This is a genomic window from Pantoea sp. EKM103V (assembly GCF_011800365.1).
GTDB lineage: Bacteria > Pseudomonadota > Gammaproteobacteria > Enterobacterales > Enterobacteriaceae > Pantoea > Pantoea anthophila.
This window is the reverse complement of record NZ_JAALFQ010000012.1, coordinates 103,309-119,853: the sequence shown is the minus strand read 5'-3', so window position 1 is coordinate 119,853 and position 16,545 is coordinate 103,309. Positions and strand designations below refer to the sequence as shown.

General features: G+C 54.0%; 13 protein-coding genes. 7 read left to right on the top strand and 6 right to left on the bottom strand.

Annotated elements, in window-relative coordinates; all coding sequences use genetic code 11:
* Positions 1-96: 96 nt before the first annotated feature.
* Both mobB and mobA read right to left on the bottom strand, forming a co-directional pair.
* Complete coding sequence (mobB, locus tag HFD97_RS19415) at positions 97-603, bottom strand: molybdopterin-guanine dinucleotide biosynthesis protein MobB (RefSeq protein ID WP_167432397.1); 507 nt, start codon at positions 601-603, stop codon at positions 97-99.
* A gap of 1 nt (position 604) precedes the next feature.
* Positions 605-1,171 (bottom strand): molybdenum cofactor guanylyltransferase MobA, encoded by a 567-nt coding sequence (gene mobA, locus HFD97_RS19410; RefSeq protein ID WP_058957391.1) that lies wholly within the window; start codon positions 1,169-1,171, stop codon positions 605-607.
* Positions 1,172-1,210: 39 nt separating this feature from the next.
* Between mobA and HFD97_RS19405 the strand changes: the two genes are divergently transcribed.
* The 4 genes from HFD97_RS19405 (at position 1,211) to polA (ending at position 6,339) form a co-directional block, all read left to right on the top strand.
* Positions 1,211-1,486: a YihD family protein gene (locus HFD97_RS19405; RefSeq protein WP_046100879.1), complete on the top strand. Its 276-nt coding sequence runs from the start codon at positions 1,211-1,213 to the stop codon at positions 1,484-1,486.
* Positions 1,487-1,531: 45 nt separating this feature from the next.
* Entirely contained in the window at positions 1,532-2,518 is a 987-nt protein-coding gene (locus HFD97_RS19400) for a serine/threonine protein kinase (protein WP_167432396.1), read from the top strand.
* Between the two features lie 26 nt (positions 2,519-2,544).
* Positions 2,545-3,174 carry a thiol:disulfide interchange protein DsbA gene (dsbA, locus tag HFD97_RS19395; RefSeq protein ID WP_167432395.1) on the top strand — a complete coding sequence of 210 codons (630 nt, stop codon included), beginning with the start codon at positions 2,545-2,547 and terminating at the stop codon, positions 3,172-3,174.
* Positions 3,175-3,552: 378 nt separating this feature from the next.
* Positions 3,553-6,339, top strand: a complete 2,787-nt coding sequence (gene polA / locus HFD97_RS19390) for a DNA polymerase I (protein ID WP_140925487.1) — start codon at positions 3,553-3,555, stop codon at positions 6,337-6,339.
* A 418-nt stretch (positions 6,340-6,757) separates the two neighbouring features.
* Here the strand turns inward: polA and yihA are convergent, their stop codons facing one another.
* On the bottom strand, positions 6,758-7,393 hold the full coding sequence (yihA, locus tag HFD97_RS19385; protein WP_167432394.1) for a ribosome biogenesis GTP-binding protein YihA/YsxC: 636 nt from the start codon (positions 7,391-7,393) through the stop codon (positions 6,758-6,760).
* A gap of 549 nt (positions 7,394-7,942) precedes the next feature.
* Here yihA and yihI point away from each other — a divergent pair.
* Both yihI and hemN read left to right on the top strand, forming a co-directional pair.
* Positions 7,943-8,467, top strand: a complete 525-nt coding sequence (gene yihI / locus HFD97_RS19380) for a Der GTPase-activating protein YihI (RefSeq protein ID WP_009088161.1) — start codon at positions 7,943-7,945, stop codon at positions 8,465-8,467.
* Positions 8,468-8,700: 233 nt separating this feature from the next.
* Positions 8,701-10,074, top strand: coding sequence for an oxygen-independent coproporphyrinogen III oxidase (gene hemN / locus HFD97_RS19375; RefSeq protein WP_167432393.1), 1,374 nt, complete (start codon positions 8,701-8,703; stop codon positions 10,072-10,074).
* A 40-nt stretch (positions 10,075-10,114) separates the two neighbouring features.
* Here the strand turns inward: hemN and glnG are convergent, their stop codons facing one another.
* From glnG to glnA, 3 genes are all read right to left on the bottom strand, one after another.
* Positions 10,115-11,524: a nitrogen regulation protein NR(I) gene (gene glnG, locus HFD97_RS19370; protein WP_009088155.1), complete on the bottom strand. Its 1,410-nt coding sequence runs from the start codon at positions 11,522-11,524 to the stop codon at positions 10,115-10,117.
* Between the two features lie 7 nt (positions 11,525-11,531).
* Positions 11,532-12,581, bottom strand: a complete 1,050-nt coding sequence (gene glnL / locus HFD97_RS19365; RefSeq protein ID WP_009088153.1) for a nitrogen regulation protein NR(II) — start codon at positions 12,579-12,581, stop codon at positions 11,532-11,534.
* A 138-nt stretch (positions 12,582-12,719) separates the two neighbouring features.
* A complete protein-coding gene (gene glnA / locus HFD97_RS19360; protein ID WP_009088151.1) occupies positions 12,720-14,129 on the bottom strand; it encodes a glutamate--ammonia ligase in 1,410 nt (469 codons plus the stop codon).
* Positions 14,130-14,567: 438 nt separating this feature from the next.
* Here glnA and typA point away from each other — a divergent pair, with 438 nt between their 5' ends.
* Complete coding sequence (gene typA / locus HFD97_RS19355) at positions 14,568-16,391, top strand: ribosome-dependent GTPase TypA (RefSeq protein ID WP_009088150.1); 1,824 nt, start codon at positions 14,568-14,570, stop codon at positions 16,389-16,391.
* The last annotated feature ends 154 nt before the right edge of the window (positions 16,392-16,545 follow it).

The following is a 16,545-nucleotide window of genomic DNA, read 5'->3' as shown; positions in this document are numbered from 1 at the left end:
AACTGCCAGGCATTATATAAGTGAAGAAGCCCCGCACCGACGTGCGGGGCTTTTTTACGTCTGCCGATCGTGAAAAATCGCAGTGTAATACCATCCTCAGCGGCTTTTCAGCCACTCAGCAATGAAATCTGCAACGCTGCCCGGACAATTTATATCCAGAACCGGTACGTTCAGCGCTAATTTCTGGTCAGTGGCAACCGCTATTGTCCGCGCATCGAGCAGCTCTTCGATCCCACCCTTAACCCCCTCGCGCCATAAAACAATCTTTGGAACAGGTTCATCTTTGAAGCCTTCGACCAGCACCACCTCAAGTAAAGCGTGATCCATGCGGCTGACCAGATAAGACAGATCAATCGACGGCTGATCCGGCGTTTCACACATCAACGCCCAGCGTTCTGAACTGGCGACAATGACCTGACTGGCCCCCGCCTTTCTGAGCAGATAGCTATCTTTACCTGGGGTATCCACATCCATCTGATGATGGGCATGCTTGATCAACCCCGCGCGAATGCCTTTGCCACTGAGAAGCGGAATCACCTGCTGCAACAGCGTGGTTTTACCGGTTCCACTCCAGCCCACAATGGCAAGTAAGGGTAGTGACATATCAGGTTCTCTCTTTCAGATCGTCTGGCGTATTGATGTTGCGGAAGGCGGATTCATCATCATCCAGTGCGACCGCATGACCACCATGATCGCGCAGGAACTGCATGAGGCGCCGCTCTCCGGCCTGCAGATAGTCAAAAAGGGCTTTTGCCATGTCACGGTGAATCAGGGCGAGTGTAGGGTGATCGCGCGTCTGCGAGCGAACCCATACTGCGGGTGCTTCTCTGCGTTGATGGATCAGTTTTTCCACAAAGTTAAGAGGAATCGCCGGGGTATCGCAGGAGCAAAAAACCGCCCATTCTCCTTCTATGGCGATTAAGGCACTGTAGATGCCAGCCAGCGGGCCCGGGTAATCGTCAAAAACATCCTCTATAACGCGACACCCGCTTAGCTGATAGCGATCAATATTACGATTCGCATTAATCATGACAATGTCGACTTGTGGCCTGAGCCGCTCAAGAACATGCTGGTAAAGTGGTCTGCCGTCCAGCTGCACCAGCCCTTTATCCAGCCCCCCCATACGGCGGCCCTGACCACCCGCCAGAATGATGCCGGTTAATGCTGTCATGACGGTGCCCTCGCTGATTACGTACCTGGAGAAAACGAAATGAAATGCCATCGCCTGAATGAATTGCTGGAATTGCTGCAACCCGCCTGGCAAAAAGAGCCTGACCTTAATCTGGTCACATTTTTGCAGAAACTGGCTCAGGAATCTGGTTTCCGTGGCCCGTTAAGTGAATTAACGGACGATATATTAATTTACCATCTCAAAATGCGTGACTCAGCCAGTGATGATGCCATTCCGGGGCTGAAAAAAGATTATGAAGTCGATTTTAAAACGGCACTCCTCCGCGCGCGGGGTGTCATTAAACCGGACGAGTAGTGTTATCCTTGGCAGCTACATGCAAGGGCAACCACAGGTAACAGAATGAGCGACGCTGCTTTCAACTTCCAGACACTGAACCCCGACGTACTGCTTGATGCGCTCTGGGGTACAGGAATCCGCGTCGAATCGGGACTGACAGCCCTGAACAGTTATGAGAACAGGGTCTATCAGTTCAGCGATGATGAAAAACGTCGCTATGTCGCCAAATTCTATCGTCCACAGCGCTGGCGTGCCGAACAGATTGCGGAAGAGCATCAGTATGCTCTCGATCTGCTGGCTGACGAGGTCCCTATTGCGGCACCGCTGCGGCTTCAGGGCGAGACGTTGCACCGCCACGCGGGCTTTTTCTTTGCGCTCTTTCCCAGTCTGGGCGGGCGGCAATATGAGACCGACAACGAAGATCAGATGGAGTGGGTAGGTCGTTTTCTGGGGCGTCTTCATCAGACCGGTCGCAAAGCGCTGTTCAGTCACCGGCCAGTCATGGGACTGGATGAGTATCTGCACGAACCGCGTCAGGTGCTGGAGCAGGCTCAGCTGGTTCCTGATTCACTGAAAGCCATGCTGCTACAGGCGGTTGATAAGCTGGGAGAGGCGCTGCAGCAGCACTGGCATACTGGATGGCAGCCGCTACGATTACATGGTGACTGCCATCCGGGAAATATTCTGTGGCGCGATGGGCCGCTGTTTGTCGATCTGGATGACGCCCGTAATGGCCCGGCGGTGCAGGATCTCTGGATGCTGATCAGCGGCGATCGACAGGAACAGCGTATTCAGTGGGATATCCTGCTGGAGGCTTACGGTGAATTCAGCGATTTTGATATTAATGAATTGTCACTGATTGAACCTTTACGCGCGATGCGCATGGTTTATTATCTGGCCTGGGTCGTCAGACGCTGGCAGGATCCCGCTTTTCCGCGTGCGTTTCCCTGGATGACAGATGAAGATTTCTGGCGCAGGCAAATTTCGCTATTCACCGAGCAGGAGAAGCTGTTGCAGGAACCTCCTCTGCAGCTGACACCGCAATATTAATGACGTAGTCAGGAGAGTGTTTCACGATGAAAAAGATTTGGTTTGCACTGATGGGTTTAGTGCTGGCATTCAGCGCGTCTGCTGCCCAGTTCACTGAAGGTAAACAATATGTCAGTCTGCAGAAACCCATGGCCGGCGAACCTCAGGTGATGGAGTTCTTCTCGTTTTTCTGCCCGCACTGCTACCAGTTTGAACGCATTTATCACGTTAATGACGCGGTTAAAAAGAACCTGCCTGCTGACACCAAACTGGTGAAATATCACGTCGATTTCCTCGGCGGTGATCTCGGGCCGGTCGTGACTCAGGCCTGGGCGGTGGCGATGGCGCTGGGTGTGGAAGACAAGGTTACGGCACCGATCTTCGATGGCATACAGAAAACGCAGACCATTACCGATCCTGCCAGTCTGAAAGAGGCCTTTATTCAGGCGGCCGAGATCTCCTCTTCTGATTACGATGCGGCCTGGAACAGCTTCGCAGTTAAAGCCTTAGTTGCCCAGCAGCAGAAAGCGGCGGCTGATGTCGATCTGCGTGGTGTGCCTGCGATGTTCGTTAATGGCAAATACATGGTGAACAATGGCGGGCTGGATACCAGCTCTATGGATAATTTCGTTGCAGACTATGCCAACGTCGTTAAATTCCTGGTAAGCCAGAAGTAATCAGCCTTCTGCACCCGTGAAACGCCAGCGCCTGCTGGCGTTTTTTTTATGCTTCTTAATTACGCGACGGTTTTGTCCATCTCCAGGGCATAAATTTAATATCCACACAAGGGATCACGCTATTGAAAATGGCGATCACGTCACGGTAATTGATAAAGCATATGAAAAATAAGCATTTTATTTGCTCATAAATTGCCTGATCGCCTGAGGGATCGCGCGTTATCATTTTTACGCACAAAGTTATCCACAACCCGATCGTTGCGATCCTGCCTCCGGAAATGTGAAAAAACGTCCACGCGGCACGCCTTAGTTCACCATTTCTGCCAGGTTGTGGCATCCTTATAGTCCAACTCACAGCAACGAAGACTACACAGACTTATGGCGCAAATTGCAGAAAATCCCCTGATTCTGGTTGATGGCTCATCCTATCTTTATCGCGCGTATCACGCGTTTCCGCCGCTGACCAACAGTGCAGGTGAACCGACTGGCGCCATGTACGGCGTGCTCAACATGCTGAAAAGCCTGCTGGCACAGTATAATCCGAGTCACGTTGCTGTGGTGTTCGATGCCAAAGGCAAAACCTTCAGGGACGAACTGTTCGAGCATTACAAATCTCACCGCCCCCCAATGCCGGACGATCTGCGCGCGCAGATTGAGCCGCTGCACGAGATGGTACGGGCGATGGGGCTGCCGTTGCTGGCGGTGAGCGGTGTGGAAGCGGACGATGTGATCGGTACGCTGGCGCTGGAGGCTGAAAAGAAGGGCCGTTCAGTGTTGATCAGCACGGGCGATAAAGATATGGCGCAGCTGGTTTCGCCAGGGATTACGCTGATTAACACCATGACCAATACCATTCTCGGGCCGGAAGAGGTCGAGCAGAAATATGGTGTCCCTCCCGCGCTGATTATCGACTTCCTTGCCATGATGGGCGACAGCTCAGATAACATTCCCGGCGTACCGGGCGTGGGTGAGAAAACCGCACAGGCGCTGCTGCAGGGGCTGGGCAGCATGCAGACGATCTATGACAACCTGGATAAAGTGGCCGATCTCTCGTTTCGCGGTGCCAAAACGATGGCGACCAAACTTGAGCAGAATCGTGAGGTGGCCTTCCTCTCGTATCAGCTGGCGACCATCAAAACCGACGTTGAGCTGGCACAGCCCTGTGAAGAGCTGACGGTGACCGATCCCGATATTGAGGCACTGCAGTCTCTGTTCAGCCGTTATGAGTTCAAACGCTGGCTGAGCGATCTGCAGGACGGTAAATGGCTGCAGGGGAAAAAGAGCAATACGCAGGCGCAAAAAGCCCTGTCCGATGAGCCGGCACCCGTGGTGGAAACCAGCAGCGTATTGCCAACCGATAATTACGTGACCATTCTGGATCAGGCTCTCTTTGATAGCTGGCTGGAGAAGCTGAAAAACAGCGACGTCTTTGCCTTTGATCTGGAGACCGATGCGCTTGATACCCTGAGTGCAAATATTGTCGGCATCAGCTTCGCGGTGGCGCCCGGTGAAGCGGCTTATCTGCCGGTTGCCCATGACTATCTTGATGCGCCTGAGCAGCTGGATCGCGCTGCCGTTCTGGCGCAGCTCAAGCCCCTGCTGGAAGATGCCAGTGCCTGGAAAGTGGGCCAGAACCTGAAATACGATCGCGGCGTCCTCAGGAACTACGACATTGAACTGGCCGGTATCCGGTTTGACACCATGCTGGAGTCATACATCCTCAATAGCGTGGTGGGCAAACACGATATGGATAGCCTGGCTGCTCGCTGGCTTAAACATAAAACGGTCACTTTCCAGGAGATTGCCGGTAAAGGTAAAAATCAGCTGACGTTCAATCAAATCGCGTTAGAGCAGGCAGCCCACTATGCTGCCGAAGATGCCGATGTCACGCTGCAGCTGCATCTGAAGATGTGGCCTGAGCTGGAAAAAGAAGCGGGCCCGAGAAACGTCTTTGAGCAGATTGAGATGCCATTGCTGACGGTGATCTCCCGGATAGAGCGCAATGGCGTATTGATCGACCAGGCTATTCTGGCGCAACACTCGAAAGAGCTGACTGCCCGACTGGCTGAGCTGGAGTCGAAAGCGCATGAGCTCGCAGGCGAGCCCTTCAATCTCTCCTCCACGAAACAACTTCAGGTGATTCTGTTTGAAAAACAGGGCATCAAACCCACGAAGAAAACACCGGGTGGGGCACCGTCAACCAGCGAAGAGGTGTTAGCCGAACTGGCGCTCGATTATCCGCTACCTAAAGTGATCCTGGAGCATCGCGGCCTGTCGAAACTGAAATCGACCTATACGGATAAGCTGCCGCAGATGATCAATCCGCTGAGCGGACGGGTGCATACCTCCTATCATCAGGCCGTTACCGCTACCGGACGCTTGTCCTCTGCCGATCCTAACCTGCAGAACATCCCGGTGCGTAATGACGAGGGACGCCGAATCCGTCAGGCTTTTATTGCCGATAAAGGTTATCGCATTGTGGCGGCCGACTACTCACAGATTGAACTGCGTATCATGGCGCATCTCTCTCAGGATAAAGGCTTACTGGATGCCTTTGCCCAGGGTGAGGATATTCACCGTGCCACGGCATCGGAAGTGTTTGGTGTCGCGCTGGATAAGGTGAGTGGAGAACAGCGTCGCAGCGCCAAAGCGATTAACTTTGGTCTGATTTATGGCATGAGTGCCTTTGGCCTGTCACGTCAGCTCAACATCGGTGCAGGTGAAGCGAAAAAGTATATGGACCTCTACTTTGAACGCTATCCGGGCGTACTGCGCTATATGGAGAACACCCGGCAGCTGGCGGCGAATAAAGGCTATGTCGAAACGCTGGAAGGGCGCCGGCTCTGGCTGCCGGATATTAAATCCAGCAATGCGATTCGCCGCAAAGCTGCAGAGCGTGCCGCCATCAATGCGCCAATGCAGGGAACGGCAGCAGACATCATCAAACGCGCGATGATTGCCGTGGATGAGTGGCTTCAGCAGCAGAATGACAGCGCAGTAAGAATGATCATGCAGGTTCACGATGAACTGGTGTTCGAAGTGAAATCGGAGGCGGTGGAAGCGGCCAGCCAGAAAATCCGTGCGTTAATGGAAGGCAGTGTGAAGCTCGACGTACCGTTACTGGTTGAAGTCGGCGTCGGTGACAACTGGGACGAAGCACACTGATTACCGCCTCCGGGCCGGTTCTGTCGCACAAAACTGGCCCTGATTCAGGCATAAGTAATTCGTTTAGTTGAGCGGTCAGCTGTAACCGGGCGACACCGGGAGCGAAAGCGCGTTTCTAACTGCTTATCGGCTAAACATTTTTTTCGTCATTAAACTACATCACAACGCTATTTTTGTGACGGGTATGGTAAAAAAAGTCCTGTTTTGATGTAAGTAAGCAACAAAAAAGCCTTTGTCAGGCACAAAAAATCAGGTAAAGTTCGTCGCGTAGGGTACAGAGGTAAGATGTTCTATCTTTCAGACCTTTTACTTCACGTAATCGGATTTGGCTGAATTTAGCCGCCCCAGTCATTCTGTGACTGGGGCGTTTTTTATTGGGGTTTTTGTTACCGCAGTGTCAGCGGATCAGAGATGCTGCTCACGCGTCCCCGTGCTGATCCTCAGTCGTCTCATCAGGCATCGCATACCAGCTGTCCAGTTTCTGACGAACCTTATCCACGCCGATTTTCTTCAGCGATGAGAAGAGCTCTACCTGGATATCGCCGCCGAAGCTAAGCGCCGCCTCACGCACGACGTTGAGCTGGGCTTTGCGGGCACCGGAAGCGAGTTTATCGGCTTTGGTGAGCAGCAGCAGAACCGGAATTGCGCTTTCCACCGACCACTGAATCATCTGGCGGTCGAGATCTTTCAGCGGATGACGAATGTCCATCAATACGACCAGCCCCTTCAGCGCCTGACGCTTTTGCAGGTACTCGCCTAACGCACGCTGCCACTTCAGCTTCATCTCTTCCGGCACTTCGGCATAACCGTAGCCTGGCAGGTCGACCAGACGCTTCCCTTCTTTGACTTCAAACAGGTTGATCAGCTGGGTACGTCCCGGTGTTTTACTGGTGCGCGCCAGGCCTTTCTGATTGGTTAACGTGTTCAGCGCACTCGATTTTCCCGCGTTCGAGCGGCCAGCAAAAGCCACCTCAATTCCGGTATCGGCAGGCAGATGACGGATATCCGGCGCGCTCATGACAAAGTGGGTAACGTGATAATTCAATTCAGACAAGGTAACACTCCAGAAAACGCATTAGGGCAATGGCGGCGATTATACGCGTTATGGCGCGAAAGTGCTCAATCGCGTCGTGATAACAGTCCATGTAAGAGATTGACCATTCGCGCTGCGGGTTATGTCGATTTTTACGCGGATTTCTGAAAATAAAATCATCATAATTTCAATGATTTAATAAATTTTGCTCTTTTTTTAAGCCAACTATTGGTGGCGCTGACTTGAGGCTTTTACCAGTTGGTCTACATTATTGTGCAGTGAATGGCAGCACACATCAGGATGATGCGCTCAGGGATGTCAGGATGGCAATGAGCGATGGAATGGAACAGGTCAGGGACATGGCCAGACAGGGACAGGGAATAGCTCAGGAGTTGAGCAGGCGCGGGATTGACCGGGATGTTACGAGCCGAAAAGGATTTAAAACATGATTCCTTCTTGTGAAGGTATGAAATAAGGCGACAGCTTGAGCTGTCGCCTTTTTTCTTTGTCGGGTTTCTGCTAGATTTCGCCGCAATTCTATACTGAATAAAAAAGCCAGGACCGAATACTATGAAGCAACCTGCACGAGCTGCCCACGGCAAACCTGCCGTCAAAGCCAAACGCAAATCGCGTGACGAAATTAACCTCGAAGCGCGCGATCGCAAACGCGATAAAAAGCATCGCGGACATGCATCTGGCAGCCGTGCTAATCCGGCGGCGTCGGACAGCAATGGCGCACGCCAGTCAGCCCCCGCAAAAGATCCGCGCATCGGGAGTAAGAAGCCGGTGGCCCTGATCGCCGATGGCAAAACCACCGCCGTCAGGCCACAGAAAAGTGCAGATAAACCGGCAGCCCCGAAGAAAGTGCGCCTGACGCCGGAAGAAGAGCTGGCGAAGCTGGAAAACGATGAACGTCTGGATGCGCTGCTGGATCGCCTGGAAAATGGCGAAACGCTGTCGGCAGAAGATCAGGGCTGGCTGGATGCCTCGCTGGATCGCATCGACGAACTGATGGAGCAGTTAGGCATTGTGATGGACGATGGCGAAGATGAACAGGCAGAAGAAGATATGTACCGTCTGCTGAAGGGCAACTAAGCAAATTTGATCGGCATGCGAGTTCCGCATGCCGTGCTTCTCAGGTAAACGACAATGTTTTGGCCTGGATCAATTTTCGCGCTGCTGGCGACATGTTATCTGCTGTGGTTATTGTTTAAACTACGACGCCTGTCGCGTCTGAAGCAACGTTTACGTCGGGTCTCATCCCGCTCACCTTTCATCCCTTCTTCTTCGCGACCTTCTCTCAGACGACGTCACCGGAAGGAGTGAGCATGCCATCGCTGCAGATTGCCTGGGATCAGGCGTTAATTGAAAAGTACAATTACGCCGGGCCACGTTACACCTCCTATCCCACTGCGCTGGAGTTCAGCGAAGACTATACGGAAACCGATTTTCAGCATGCTGTGGCACGCTATCCCGGGCGTCCGCTGTCGCTTTACGTTCATATCCCTTTCTGCCACCGTCTCTGCTACTTCTGCGGCTGTAATAAGCAGGTGACGCGTCAGCACCACAAAGCGGACCGCTATCTGGATGTGCTGGAGCAGGAGATTATTCAGCGCGCGCCGCTGTTCCGCCAGCGCCGGGTGACACAGCTTCACTGGGGCGGCGGCACACCGACCTTTCTCGACAGGCAGCAGGTTTCGCGGCTGGTGGGCCTGCTGAAGCAACACTTCAATGTGACCGATGATGCCGAAATGTCGATCGAGGTCGATCCGCGGGAAATGGCGCTGGATATGATCGATCATCTCCGATCGCTGGGCTTTAATCGTCTCAGTATGGGCGTGCAGGACTTCAACAAAGCGGTGCAGGCGCGGGTTAACCGGGTGCAGGATGAGGAGGTGATCTTCAGTCTGATGGCCCGCGCTCGTGAACAGGGCTTCCGCTCAACCAGCATCGATCTGATCTACGGTTTACCTCTGCAGACGCCCGACAGCTTCGCCTGGACGCTGGAGCGGGTCGTGGCGCTGAATCCGGACCGTCTCAGCGTCTTCAACTATGCGCATCTGCCGGCGCTGTTTGCGGCACAGCGCAAAATCAAAGAGGATGAACTCCCCTCGGCCCGGCAGAAACTGGATATTTTGCAGCAGACCATCGCGACCCTGACGCAGCAGGGCTATCACTATATCGGCATGGATCACTTTGCGAAGCCGCAGGATGAGCTTGCTGTCGCGCAGCGCGACGGGAAGCTGCATCGCAATTTTCAGGGTTACACGACGCAGGGCGACAGCGACTTGCTGGGGCTGGGTGTCTCCGCCATCAGCATGGTGGGTGACAGCTATGCGCAGAACCAGAAAGACCTTAACAGCTGGTACAGCAGTGTGGAACAGCAGGGGAATGGCCTGTGGCGCGGCGTCGCCTTAACCCGCGATGACTGTCTGCGGCGGGATGTGATTAAAACACTGATTTGCCACTTTTCGCTCGAATTTGCCGCAACAGAGGCGCAGTGGGGAATCTGCTTTCATGACTACTTTGCTGAAGATCTGGCGCTGCTGAAACCCTTAATTGCCGACGGGCTGGTGGAGCAGACGACGACGGGGCTGGAAGTGACGGGGATTGGCCGGTTGCTGGTCCGCAATATCTGCATGTGCTTTGATCGCTATCTGCGGCAGAAAGTTCGTCAGCAGCAGTTTTCGCGCGTGATCTAAAGAAACGGGCTGGCAGACCTCGCCAGCCCGAACTGAACCTCTATTCCATCCCCAGCTCTTTCAGCTTGCGCGTCAGGGTGTTGCGTCCCCATCCCAGCAGACGTGCGGCTTCCTGCTTGTGGCCCTGGGTATGGCGCAGCGCCGTAGTGAGCAGCGTCCGCTCCATCTCGGGCTGGGCTTCTGACAGCAGATTCTGATGACCGGAACGCAGGGCGCGGTCGGCCCACTGAGCCAGCAGTGTAGCCCAGCTGTCAGGCAGTGACTGCACCGGGTTTTCCGGTGTGCTGGACTCAAACAGCTCGCCGGGCAGATCCTGAATCAGCACTTCCTGACCGGCCGCCATTACCGTCAGCCAGCGACAGGTGTTTTCCAGCTGGCGCACGTTACCTGACCAGTGCAGACGGGTCAGCGCCGTTTCGGTTTCCGGATGCAGAATCTTCGCTTCTACCCCCAGCTCACGGGCCGCCACCTGCAGGAAATAACGTGCCAGACGCGGGATATCTTCACGACGCTCACGCAGCGGCGGCAGATGCACACGGATCACATTCAGACGATGGAACAGATCCTCACGGAACTTGCCTTCCTGCACGCGTAATTCCAGGTTCTGGTGGGTAGCCGCAATGATCCGCACATCCACTTTGACCGGCGCATAGCCGCCGACGCGATAGAACTGACCATCGGCCAGCACGCGCAGCAGTCGGGTCTGCACATCCAGCGGCATGTCGCCAATCTCATCCAGAAACAGCGTGCCCCCATCTGCCTGCTCAAAACGGCCCTGACGGATCTGGTTTGCACCAGTAAAGGCGCCTTTCTCGTGACCGAACAGTTCTGACTCAATCAAATCTTTGGGGATCGCCGCCATATTCAGCGCGATAAACGGTGCTTTGGTGCGCGGGCTGTGCCGGTGCAGCGCATGGGCGACCAGCTCTTTACCGGTGCCCGACTCACCATTGATCAGGACGCTGATTGAGGAGCGCGACAACCGCCCGATGATGCGGAACACATCCTGCATCGCGGGTGCTTCCCCGATAATATCGGTGGTCGGTCCGCTGACCGGCTGATTACGCGGCTGCTGCTGCTCCTGATAGTGACTGATGGCACGCTCTACCAGCGCAACCGCCTCATCAATATCGAACGGCTTAGGCAGGTAATCAAACGCCCCCTGCTGATAGGCGCTGACTGCGGCATCGAGATCGGAATGTGCCGTCATAATGATGACCGGCAGCATCGGATGACGCTGTTTAATCTGTTTCAGCAGCGCCAGGCCATCCATACCGGGCATGCGAATATCTGACAGTAAAACGTCCGGGGTTTTGGTTGAGAGGGCATCCAGCACCTCACCTGCGCTGTCAAACGTCGCACAGCTCAAACCGGCTCCAGTGAGCGCGCGTTCAAGCACCCAGCGGATGGAGCTATCGTCATCGACGATCCAGACTATCCCTCGTTGCATAGAAACCTCACTGGCGAATAGGCAGGTAGACCGAGAATTCGGTGTGACCCGGCCAACTGTTAAATTCTATTTTTCCTGAATGCTGATCAATCAGGCTACGGGCGATGGAGAGACCTAAACCGGTTCCGCCTTCACGTCCACTGACCATCGGATAGAAAAGCGTATCCTGCAGCTGGGCCGGAATACCGGGGCCATCATCTTCAATATCTATTCGTGCTACCAGGCGATAACGGGTGCCGTGCAGCGTCAGCTGAAAAGCCGTACGGGTGCGAATAACAATCGTCCCGCCGTCGTCGCCCAGCGCCTGAAGCGCATTGCGTACGACGTTAAGCAGCACCTGTTCAATCTGGTCAGGGTCGTGCGGCAGTTCCGGCAGGCTGGGATCGTAATCCCGCACCAGGGAGACATTCTCCGGCAGCTCCATCGACACCAGATTAACCACCCGCTCAGCCACCTGGTGAATGCTCTGGGTAATGTGCATCCCCGGCTGCTGTGGCCCTAACAGACGATCCACCAGATTCCGCAACCGGTCGGCCTGTTCAATAATGACCCTGGTATATTCATTCAGCGAGGGATCGGGCAGGGCGCGTGATAAAAGCTGTGCCGCGCCGCGCAATCCTCCCAGCGGATTTTTTATCTCATGGGCCAGGCCGCGAACCAGATCGCGTGCTGCCACCTGCTGGGCGTGCTGTAACTGCTCCTGACTGAGGCGACGCTGGTTATCCATCGGCGCCATTTCCATCAGAATCAAGCCATCGGGTAAACGCTGTGCGGTCAGCGACATAATATGTGCGCGACCATCGACTACCAGCGTGACCTCACTGTCAGTGAATCCCTGGCCAGCCTCAAGACTCTCGCGCATCACCTCAATATTCAGCGAAAAGTAGCCGGTTAAATCCGGTAACGGCGTGCCGAACAACTTGCGTGAGCTCTGCGCCAGTAATTGCTGCGCCGCCGGGTTGGCGTAATGAATAACCAGGTCGTTATCCACCAACAAAATACTGTTGATTAAAGCGTTGAGAATCTGCCCGGCGTCGGGCAGAGAGCCAGTTGCCATACAACGTTCCTCTGCACTAAATAGGTGCATTCTGGTGTTTAAGCCGAAAAGCGGGAGAATGAACGGTGAATTCGCGGAGAAAAAAGCCCATCCGAAGATGGGCTAAAAGTTTCCACGGCAACAAAAACGTCTGATCAGTTAAACGCTATAGTACAGCTCGAACTCAACCGGGTGTGGCGTCATGCGAACGCGGTCCATCTCAGTTTTACGCAGTTCGATGTAAGCATCGATAGATTCATCAGTGAAGACACCACCGCGGGTCAGGAACTCGCGATCTTCGTTCAGTGCATTCAGCGCTTCTTCCAGCGAGCCTGCAACTTTTGGAATCTCAGCTTCTTCTTCCGGTGGCAGGTCGTACAGGTTTTTATCCATCGCATCGCCAGGGTGGATTTTGTTGATGATGCCATCAAGGCCAGCCATCAGCAGTGCGGTGAACGCCAGGTATGGGTTAGCCGCTGGATCCGGGAAGCGCGCTTCAATACGACGGGCTTTCGGGCTGGCCACGACCGGGATACGGATAGATGCGGAACGGTTACGGGCAGAGTAAGCCAGCATAACCGGTGCTTCGTAACCCGGAACCAGACGCTTGTAGGAGTTGGTGGTCGGGTTCGCCAGGGCGTTGATCGCTTTAGCGTGCTTGATGATACCGCCGATGTAGAACAGCGCCATTTCAGACAGGCCGCCGTACTTATCGCCCGCGAACAGGTTCTGGCCACCTTTAGAGAGTGACATGTGGCAGTGCATGCCTGAACCGTTGTCGCCAAACATTGGCTTCGGCATAAAGGTCGCGGTCTTACCGTAAGCGTGCGCGACGTTGTGAACGACATATTTGTAGATCTGAATTTCGTCAGCTTTTTTGGTCATGGTATTGAAGCGGGTCGCCACTTCGTTCTGACCCGCAGTCGCCACTTCGTGGTGATGCGCTTCAACTACCAGACCCATCTGCTCCATGGTCAGACACATGGCAGAACGGATGTCCTGTGATGAGTCAACCGGTGGAACCGGGAAGTAGCCGCCTTTCAGACCTGGACGGTGACCTTTGTTACCGCCTTCGTACTCTTTACCGGTGTTCCATGCCGCTTCGATATCGTCGATAGCAACGTGTGAGCCGGAAGTCGATGAACCGAAACGGATGTCATCGAACAGGAAGAATTCAGGTTCTGGTCCAAACAGGACGGTATCGGCGATACCGGAAGAGCGCAGGAAATCTTCAGCGCGTTTGGCGATAGAACGTGGATCGCGGTCGTAGCCCTGCATGGTGCCTGGCTCGAGAATGTCACAACGGATGATCAGCGTAGAATCTTCGAAGAAAGGATCCATGACCGCCGTGGTAGCGTCAGGCATCAGCACCATGTCTGATTCGTTGATGCCTTTCCAGCCGCCGATAGACGAACCATCGAACATTTTGCCTTCTTCGAAGAAGTCAGCGTTAACCTGGTGAGCAGGGATCGTAACGTGCTGTTCTTTACCTTTGGTATCGGTAAAACGCAGGTCAACAAACTTAACTTCATGCTCGTTCATCATCGAGAGAACGTGTTCAGCGGACATACTCAACTCTCCTGGAAATGGTCTTTCATTATCTACATGGCGAGGAAACGTCGTTTCCGGAGGGCGTGGCGGGAAAGGAAATTCCTGACCACTCTTTTCCGGCACGCTCTTCAACCGACATCTGACTGGCGTTTACGCTTGTTACAGATAAAGCGAATTCTGTGCCAACTTTTTTGATGTTGCTTAAATCGCCTTATGATGCACCTTTTTGTCGTAATGCGGCTGCACCACGATGGTTTTAGTGCACCATAACAGTGCTGAAGGTGAATTTACAGGCACCATTTTGGTGCATAGGACCAACTTAGTGCATTTTCTGCACCGGGAACAGTGCGAATTTGCGTCAATGCAATAATCTTTCAGTGAAAAGTGTGATCGTGTTCAGTCTTCCGCTTAATCCGTGTACAATAGCGCGCTATTTCTAATGCCTGAGGCAAAGCTGTGATCGAAAATTTGCGTAACATCGCCATCATCGCGCACGTTGACCATGGAAAGACCACCCTGGTTGACAAACTGCTGCAACAATCCGGTACTTTTGATGCCCGTACCGAAGCAACCGAGCGCGTGATGGACTCCAATGATTTGGAGAAAGAGCGTGGGATTACCATCCTCGCAAAAAACACCGCCATTAAGTGGAATGACTACCGTATCAACATCGTTGATACCCCAGGACACGCCGACTTCGGTGGTGAAGTTGAGCGCGTCATGTCCATGGTGGACTCGGTGCTGCTGGTTGTAGATGCGATGGATGGCCCTATGCCGCAAACCCGCTTCGTGACCAAAAAAGCGTTCGCGCATGGTCTGAAGCCGATTGTGGTTATCAACAAGGTAGACCGCCCGGGCGCACGTCCGGATTGGGTTGTGGATCAGGTGTTTGACCTGTTCGTTAACCTGGATGCGACTGATGAGCAGCTCGACTTCCCTATCATTTTCGCCTCTGCGCTGAATGGTATTGCAGGTCTTGACCACACCGATATGGCTGACGATATGACCCCGCTGTACCAGGCCATCGTTGACCACGTTTCACCTCCACAGGTTGAAGTTGAAGCGCCACTGCAGATGCAAATCTCGCAGCTGGACTACAACAACTACCTGGGCGTGATCGGCATCGGCCGCATCAAGCGCGGTAAAGTGAAGCCTAACCAGCAGGTCACTATCATCGATAGCGAAGGCAAAACCCGTAACGGTAAAGTCGGCAAAGTCCTGACTCACCTGGGTCTTGAGCGTATCGACAGCGATCTGGCTGAAGCGGGCGATATCATTGCTATCACCGGTCTGGGTGAGCTGAACATCTCTGACACCATCTGTGACACGCAGAATGTGGAAGCGCTGCCAGCCCTGAGCGTCGATGAACCTACCGTAACCATGTTCTTCAACGTCAACACCTCACCGTTCTGCGGTAAAGAAGGTAAGTACGTGACGTCGCGCCAGATCCTGGAGCGTCTGAACAAAGAACTGGTTCACAACGTGGCACTGCGCGTTGAAGAAACCGAAGACTCGGACGCATTCCGCGTTTCAGGTCGTGGTGAGCTGCACCTGTCTGTTCTGATCGAAAACATGCGTCGTGAAGGTTTCGAACTGGCGGTATCCCGTCCGAAAGTTATCTTCCGCGAATTCGAAGGCCGTAAACAGGAGCCATTCGAGAACGTCACGCTGGATATCGAAGAAACGCATCAGGGTTCCGTTATGCAAGCCATGGGCGAGCGTAAAGGCGACCTGAAAAACATGGACCCGGACGGTAAAGGCCGCGTACGTCTTGACTACGTGATCCCAAGCCGTGGTCTGATCGGCTTCCGTAACGAATTCATGACCATGACTTCCGGTACCGGTCTGCTTTACTCCACCTTCAGCCACTACGACGACATTCGTCAGGGCGAAGTGGGTCAGCGTCAGAACGGCGTCCTGATCTCTAACGGTCAGGGTAAAGCGGTTGCGTTCGCCCTGTTCGGTCTGCAGGATCGCGGTAAGCTGTTCCTGGGTCACGGTGCAGAAGTCTATGAAGGCCAGATCATCGGTATTCACAGCCGTTCTAACGACCTGACCGTGAACTGTCTGACCGGTAAGAAGCTGACCAACATGCGTGCTTCCGGTACAGATGAAGCCACCACCCTGGTTCCACCGCAGAAAATGACGCTGGAGCAGGCTATCGAGTTCATCGATGATGACGAACTGGTAGAAGTGACTCCGCTGTCAGTGCGTATCCGTAAACGCCATCTGACCGAAAACGACCGTAAACGTGCTTCACGTGGTCCTAAAGACGCGTAATCGCGCTTTAGCGTAATAAAGAGCCCCGCCATGCGGGGCTTTTTTTTGCCTGCGATTCCGCGCCTGCCCGCCGGGCCAGCCAATTATTGTCTGCTGTGACACGCTTTTTGCCCACCCGCTGCCGTTTACGCTTTTCTCTCCGGTGCTGGCTGTT

Coding starts and splice junctions, on each gene's coding strand:
- mobB (WP_167432397.1), bottom strand. CDS start 603: ATGTCACTACCCTTACTTGCCATTGTGGGCTGGAGTGGAACCGGTAAA.
- mobA (WP_058957391.1), bottom strand. CDS start 1,171: ATGACAGCATTAACCGGCATCATTCTGGCGGGTGGTCAGGGCCGCCGT.
- HFD97_RS19405 (WP_046100879.1), top strand. CDS start 1,211: ATGAAATGCCATCGCCTGAATGAATTGCTGGAATTGCTGCAACCCGCC.
- HFD97_RS19400 (WP_167432396.1), top strand. CDS start 1,532: ATGAGCGACGCTGCTTTCAACTTCCAGACACTGAACCCCGACGTACTG.
- dsbA (WP_167432395.1), top strand. CDS start 2,545: ATGAAAAAGATTTGGTTTGCACTGATGGGTTTAGTGCTGGCATTCAGC.
- polA (WP_140925487.1), top strand. CDS start 3,553: ATGGCGCAAATTGCAGAAAATCCCCTGATTCTGGTTGATGGCTCATCC.
- yihI (WP_009088161.1), top strand. CDS start 7,943: ATGAAGCAACCTGCACGAGCTGCCCACGGCAAACCTGCCGTCAAAGCC.
- hemN (WP_167432393.1), top strand. CDS start 8,701: ATGCCATCGCTGCAGATTGCCTGGGATCAGGCGTTAATTGAAAAGTAC.
- glnG (WP_009088155.1), bottom strand. CDS start 11,524: ATGCAACGAGGGATAGTCTGGATCGTCGATGACGATAGCTCCATCCGC.
- glnL (WP_009088153.1), bottom strand. CDS start 12,581: ATGGCAACTGGCTCTCTGCCCGACGCCGGGCAGATTCTCAACGCTTTA.
- glnA (WP_009088151.1), bottom strand. CDS start 14,129: ATGTCCGCTGAACACGTTCTCTCGATGATGAACGAGCATGAAGTTAAG.